This is a genomic window from Pseudomonas antarctica (assembly GCF_900624995.1).
GTDB classification, from domain to species: domain Bacteria; phylum Pseudomonadota; class Gammaproteobacteria; order Pseudomonadales; family Pseudomonadaceae; genus Aquipseudomonas; species Aquipseudomonas antarctica.
In genome coordinates this window covers 1-4,721 of the sequence record NZ_UYXQ01000201.1, presented here as the reverse complement: position 1 = coordinate 4,721, position 4,721 = coordinate 1, and the positions used below count along the sequence as shown (strand labels likewise).

The window sequence follows — 4,721 nt, the reverse complement described above, 5'->3', positions numbered from 1 at the left end:
CGGTCGTTATCCCCTCCAGCGCCTTGATTCTCGCACGGGGGGCGGGCAAGAGGTCCGCGGGTTTCGTGCCTTGGGTCAGGCTGGCGGATTCGGCGGTATGGATAAACAGGCGCAGGTCGGCGAGGTCCAAGTGCATGGCGGCTCTGGAGTGAACACAACGCTTATCGCAATGAAGATCCAACTGTGGAAGCGGGCTTGCTCGCGAAAGCGGTGGGTCAGCTACAGGTGTGTTGACTGACACCCCGCGTTCGCGAGCAAGCCCGCTCCCACAGTTGATTTTCGCCCGGCCTTATTTGTCCATCGCACTCAAGATCGCATACGCCACCTTGACCCGTTCAGCATTCGGGTAGTTCTTGTTCGCCAGAATCACCACGCCCATGTCCTTGCTCGGCACGTACACCACGTACGCCCCAAACCCGCCGGTGGAGCCGGTTTTGTTGTACAGCACGTTGGCCGGTTGCGGCTGAGCGGGCGTCAGCCAATTGACCTTGTGCGGCTCCATCGCCATGGGCGTGGAGTTGCCCTCCAGCAACGCTTGCAGCGTGATCGGGTAAGGGTAGCGCTCCCAGCCCAGGCCTTGGGTCATGCCGTTGACGGTGTAGTAACCGGCGTGTGTCGCCGCGATGGCTTGTTGCAGCGGCTTGTCCAGGGTTTGCGGGTGCATGTTCACCATCACGTAGTGAGCCAGGTCCTGGGAACTGGTCTTGATGCCGTAGGCTTCACTGTCCAGTGCGCCTGGGCTGACGCGTGTGGGTTTCAGATGCTTGTCGTAGCCTTGGGCGTACAGGCCACGCTTGTCAGCGGGCACGCTGACGTGGGTGTTGTTCAAGCCCAGCTTGGGCAGCAGGGTTTTCTGCAAGGCGACGTTGAACGGCTGGCCAAGGCTTTGCGCCGACAGGTAGCCGAACAGCCCGATGCTCGGGTTGGAATACAGGCGTTGTGCGCCCGGTGCGTAAGTCGGTTTCCAGTGCTGGAAGTAGCCGAGCATGGTCTCGGCGCTGTCGGCAGCATCCGGAAACTGCAGGGGCAGGCCGCCTGCGGTGTAGGTCGCCAGTTGCAGCAGGCTGATCTGGTCAAAGGCGCTGCCGGCCAGAACGGACAGGTGCTCGCTGGCCTTGTCCGAGAGCTTGAGCTTGCCGGTCGCCTGGGCATAACCGCCAAGGGTGGCGGTAAAGGTTTTGCTCACCGAGCCGATTTCAAACAGGGTGTTTTCGCTGACGGGCTGCTGGGTTTCCTTTGAGGCCGTCCCGTAGTTAAAGTATTGAGCCTTGCCGTTTTGTACGACAGCGACCGCGAGACCCGGGATGGCCTGTTGTTGCATCAACGGTTTTACGCTGGCGTCTACCACGGCCTGCAGGTCGTTTGCGGCCAGGCAGTTGCCGGCGGCGAGCAATACGGCCAGAGCCGTTAAATTACGCACTCCAAACAAGGACAGTTGGGGCATGATGGTGCTTCCATGAGAAGATTCGATTGAATAAAGAGCCTGCGCAGGCGAGGCCAATGTAGGCAGTTTGCCGGCCGCGAACAAACGATGATATCTCGCACCAGCCATTAGAAAATTTAGGGTTAAGCATGCTGCGTTCCCATCTGCCGCTCAATGCCTTGCGCGCCTTTGAGGCCTCGGCGCGCCATTTGAGCTTCACCCGCGCGGCCATTGAGTTATGTGTGACCCAAGCGGCCGTCAGCCATCAGGTCAAAAGCCTGGAAGCCCAACTCAATGTCACGTTGTTCAAGCGCCTGCCACGCGGTTTGATGCTCACCAGCGAAGGCGAAACCCTGCTACCGGTGGTGCGCGAATCGTTTGACCGTATCACCCAGACGCTCAGCCAGTTCGAAGGTGGGCACTACCGCGAAGTACTCACGGTGGGCGCGGTGGGCACCTTTACCGTGGGCTGGCTGCTGCCGCGCCTGCCGGACTTCCAGGGGCGCTACCCGTTTATCGACCTGCGCCTGTCCACCCATAACAACCGCGTTGACGTAGCTGCCGAAGGCCTGGATTACGCGATCCGCTTCGGCGCCGGGGCCTGGCACGGCACCGACGCCTGCGAACTGCTCGCCGCGCCGCTGACCGTGCTGTGCACACCCATGATTGCCGAGCAACTGCGCACGCCGGCCGACCTGTTGAAGCACACCTTGCTGCGCTCTTACCGCGCCGATGAGTGGACCCAATGGTTCCAGGCCGCCGGCCTGCCCGCCGACACCGTGGTGCCGCGCAGTATCGTGTTCGATTCGTCGCTGGCCATGATGGAAGCGGCGCTGCAAGGCATCGGCGTGGCGCTGGCCCCGGCGCTGATGTTCTCGCGCCAGTTGGAGAGTGATCTGGTTCGCCAACCGTTCGAGGTGGGGATTACCACCGGCAGTTATTGGCTGACGCGCTTGCAGTCACGGGCTGAAACCTCGGCGATGCTGGCGTTCAAGGGTTGGCTGGAGGCGGTGTCGACATCGCCTAGGAAAGTGTCTTAATGGCATTATCTAGAAACAAGATGAAACATTTGCCTGGCGGTGGAGCTCTACCGCTTCTCCCGTACTGAGTTCAACCATGAAAACCCCGCGCCCCGCCGACCGCATGCCCCACCTCACGCAACTACGCAACTTGAAGATGGCGCGCTCCGCCCACGCCTACGTACGTGGCAGTACGGTGCAATTCTACGAATGGCTGCACAGCCAGCCTGGCCGTCGCTTGCCCCATGGTCCGGCGATCTGGATTTGCGGCGATTGCCATGCGGGTAACCTCGGCCCGACCGGCGATACCAAGGGCCGTATCGACATGCACATCCGCGACCTCGACCAGACCGTGGTCGGCAACCCGGCCCACGACCTGGTGCGCCTGGCGCTGTCCTTGGCCACCGCCGCACGCGGTTCGGACCTGCCAGGGGTGACCACCGCGCGCATGCTCGAAGAAATGATGGTCGGCTACGAGCAAGCCTTCAAAGACAAGCCCGACGAGGCGCCACCACGGCCCTCCCAAGTCAAGGCCGGGATGCGCAGCGCCGTGGAGCGTACCTGGAAAAACCTGGCGCGCGAACGCATTGAAAATGCACGGCCGACGATTCCGCTGGGCAAGCACTTCTGGTCGTTGTCGCGGGCAGAGAAGGGCGCCTTGCAAACGCTGTGCGCCTCGGATGAGATCCATCAGTTGGTCACCTCACTCAAAGGCCGACCTAAAGACGCCAAGGTTGAACTGCTGGACTCAGCGTATTGGGTCAAAGGTTGCAGCTCCCTGGGCTTGCTGCGCTATGCGGCGCTGCTGGGCGTGGGCGACAAGGATGATCAGGAATATTGCCTGATCGATATCAAGGAGGCCGTGGGCGCCGCTGCACCGCGTGCACCGCGCGCGAAGATGCCTCGCGACAACGGACGCCGAGTGGTGGAGGGAGCGCGCCAGCTGTCACCGAGTTTGGGTGAACGCATGCTGGCAACCCGCTTTTTGGACCACGGTTTTTTCATCCGTGAGTTGCTGCCCCAGGACATGAAACTGGAGCTGGACGAACTCAGCGAAACCGACGCCATGCATGCCGCCGGTTACCTGGCCCGCGTGGTCGGCATTGCCCATGCCCGGCAGATGGACCGCGATACGCGCAAACAGTGGATGGCGGTGTTGCAGGAAAACCGCTCGAAACAGCTGGATGCACCGTCGTGGTTATGGACCAGTGTGGTGCAATTGGTGGGCAGCCATGAACAGGGTTATCTCAACCATTGCCGGCGGTATGCGTTGGAGCATTGATCTGGAAAAAAGCGACTAACCAATGTGGGGCTTGCCTGCGATAGCGCCGGGCCGGCCAGCCTATTTTTCACTGGAAGACCGCCATCGTAGGCACGCCAGCTCACACAGTTTAGATTTGGGCTAGGCCAGGTATTTGTGGAACCAGCCGAGGGTTCTTTCCCACGCCAGATTCGCCGCCGCCTCGTCATATCTCGGCGTCGAATCATTATGAAACCCATGGTTGACGCCCTTGTAGATAAACGCCTCATACGTCGTACCCGCCGCCTTCAACGCCGTCTCATACGCCGGCCAGCCTTCATTGATCCGCGTATCCAACTCGCCGTAGTGCAGCATGATCGGCGCCTTGATGCGTGGTACGTCCTTGGCTTGCGGCTGACGCCCGTAGAACGACACCGCTGCGCCCAGTTCGGGGTAGGCCACCGCCGCCGCATTGGTCACGCCGCCGCCATAGCAGAAGCCGGTCATCCCGACTTTGCCGGTGCTGCTGTCGTGATGCATCAGCCATTCGATGGCGGCGAAGAAGTCGTTCATGAGTTTTTCGGGGTCGACTTTCTGTTGCAGTTCCACGCCTTTTTCATCGTTGCCGGGGTAGCCGCCCACGGAGGTCAGGCCGTCCGGCGCCAGGGCGATGAAGCCGGCTTTGGCCAGGCGCCTTGCCACGTCTTCGATGTAGGGGTTCAGGCCTCGGTTTTCGTGGACCACCACCACGCCCGGCAGTTTGCCGCTGGCTTTGGCCGGGCGCACCAGGTAACCGCGTACGGTGCCGTTGCCTTTGGGCGAGGGGTAGGTGATGTAGTCAGCGATGATGTCGGGGTCGGTGAATTTGACCTGTTCGGCCAGCGCGTAGTTGGGGCTCAGGGCTGCCAGCAGCGCGGAAGCGGTGAGGCCGCCGAAGGTGAACAGCGCGGCGCGGTCGAGAAATTCGCGGCGGTTGAGCTTGCCGTGGGCGTAGCCGTCGTAGAGTTCCAGCAGTTCGGCGGCCACGTCTTTCGCTGTG

Annotated in this window: 4 protein-coding genes and 1 pseudogene; 2 read left to right on the top strand and 3 right to left on the bottom strand. The window is 61.6% G+C overall.

The features are described 5' to 3' along the window. Window positions 1–136: pseudogene (locus E0F99_RS30785) on the bottom strand (LysR family transcriptional regulator); the annotation flags it as partial. Between the two features lie 153 nt (window positions 137–289). Continuing rightward, complete coding sequence (ampC, locus tag E0F99_RS29005) at window positions 290–1,444, bottom strand: class C beta-lactamase (protein ID WP_083358623.1); 1,155 nt, start codon at window positions 1,442–1,444, stop codon at window positions 290–292. Window positions 1,445–1,572: 128 nt separating this feature from the next. Between ampC and E0F99_RS29000 the strand changes: the two genes are divergently transcribed. Both E0F99_RS29000 and E0F99_RS28995 read left to right on the top strand, forming a co-directional pair. Next, complete coding sequence (locus tag E0F99_RS29000; RefSeq protein WP_083358622.1) at window positions 1,573–2,463, top strand: LysR family transcriptional regulator; 891 nt, start codon at window positions 1,573–1,575, stop codon at window positions 2,461–2,463. A 76-nt stretch (window positions 2,464–2,539) separates the two neighbouring features. Further along, window positions 2,540–3,724 (top strand): DUF2252 domain-containing protein, encoded by a 1,185-nt coding sequence (locus E0F99_RS28995; RefSeq protein WP_083358621.1) that lies wholly within the window; start codon window positions 2,540–2,542, stop codon window positions 3,722–3,724. A 120-nt stretch (window positions 3,725–3,844) separates the two neighbouring features. On the opposite strand, the gene yghX is transcribed toward E0F99_RS28995, so the two are convergent. After that, on the bottom strand, window positions 3,845–4,721 hold an 877-nt coding region (yghX, locus tag E0F99_RS28990), incomplete at its 5' end, for a YghX family hydrolase (RefSeq protein ID WP_130909100.1).

What these genes read in the sequence shown, in the direction of transcription:
- ampC (WP_083358623.1), bottom strand. Translation starts at nt 1,444, where the DNA reads ATGCCCCAACTGTCCTTGTTTGGAGTGCGTAATTTAACGGCTCTGGCC.
- E0F99_RS29000 (WP_083358622.1), top strand. Translation starts at nt 1,573, where the DNA reads ATGCTGCGTTCCCATCTGCCGCTCAATGCCTTGCGCGCCTTTGAGGCC.
- E0F99_RS28995 (WP_083358621.1), top strand. Translation starts at nt 2,540, where the DNA reads ATGAAAACCCCGCGCCCCGCCGACCGCATGCCCCACCTCACGCAACTA.